The 1,204-nt window shown below is 58.3% G+C and carries 1 protein-coding gene and 1 pseudogene; one reads left to right on the forward strand and one right to left on the reverse strand.

The genetic code is table 11. The features are described 5' to 3' along the window. Positions 1-586: pseudogene (locus VD17_RS32595) on the reverse strand (serine/threonine protein kinase); the annotation flags it as partial. 224 nt (positions 587-810) lie between these two features. On the opposite strand from VD17_RS32595, the gene VD17_RS14060 reads away from it, so the two are divergent. Further along, entirely contained in the window at positions 811-1,179 is a 369-nt protein-coding gene (locus tag VD17_RS14060; protein WP_046054321.1) for a hypothetical protein, read from the forward strand. Positions 1,180-1,204: the final 25 nt, after the last annotated feature.

Here is a 1,204-nt window from a genome sequence, read left to right on the forward strand (position 1 = left end):
GTGCGACAAATGCCGCATCCAATGCGCCCAGGCTGTAGCCGGTCAGGTAGTAATCAGTGACGGGCACTTTCGGGTTTTGTGCTCGCACCGCCTGCATCACCCGGTACATGTCTTCGGCGTCTTCCTTGGTGATGCCGGGTGTAGCAAAGCGTGAGGCGGCGCTCATGAAGTCGAAGCTGGTGGGCGACGACAGTTGCACCACGTGGTAGCCGGCCTTGTAGTAGAGCTTTTTCAGGTACTCGTTGATGCTGCTGTCGTAGCGCGCGCCGGTGCCGGCGATCAGGAAGATCAGCGGTGCGGCTTTATCTTGTGTGGCAATGCGATAGGTGAGCTTCTTCACCGGCCAGAAGTTGTCCGGCAGGTCGAACTCACGCTCCGGGCGCAACCTGACACTGCGGTCGGTCTGATTGATGTCGTCATCCAGCGGCAACTCCGGGCGCAAGTCCGGCGGTGTCGTGGCAATGGTCGCCTCGAACGGGTTGGTCAAAGGGTAGCCATAACTGGCAGCGTCGATATCGACGGCCAGTGCGGACGCACTCAAAATAAGGCCGCCAAACAGGGCGGCGAAGCGCAAGGAACGGAGCATGACTAGATCCCTTAGAGAAAGGTGCCGAATGAAGTTCGCAGGCTATGACCACGGGGTTTGCGCCAAAGTGCCATGGGTCGGCACCAATCAGGCCTAATTTCGGAGTAATAGTAGCTGGACGATACACTTTGCAGCGATTTCGTGGCCAATTATCTGTCACGTGCGTTTGCTTACCGCTGGCGGGGGATTAAGCTGGCCGCCGTTTTCGTTTATTGGAGTGCTTCATGTCCCGCCGTCTGCCTGTGATTCTGCTGCTCGTTCTCCTGCCGTTATGGCTGGCCGCCAGTTATGGCGCGCGTTATGGCTTTATGGAGGATGCGCAATGGGTTGGCATCTGCGTGGACGAGGCGAGTCGCTGGGAATGCCAGGTTCGTTCGAGCCTGGGCTTGATGATTCACTTCAATGTCTTGGGCTTCGCGGCATTGGCGGCAGCCGTTATCGGTTTTGTGCTGCCAGGCCGGGCCGGGTGGTGGTTGGCGGTACTGGCGCTGGTGTTCGGGTTTCCGGCGCTGGCGTTGTACAACACGACTTTGGCTGTTTTTGCGGTGGTGATTGCTGGATTGCGATTGGTCCGGGAAAACCGAGTTGCCTGATAGAGAAAGATCGCAGCCTGCGGCA

It is taken from the genome of Pseudomonas fluorescens (assembly GCF_000968015.1).
GTDB classification, from domain to species: Bacteria; Pseudomonadota; Gammaproteobacteria; order Pseudomonadales; family Pseudomonadaceae; genus Aquipseudomonas; species Aquipseudomonas fluorescens_W.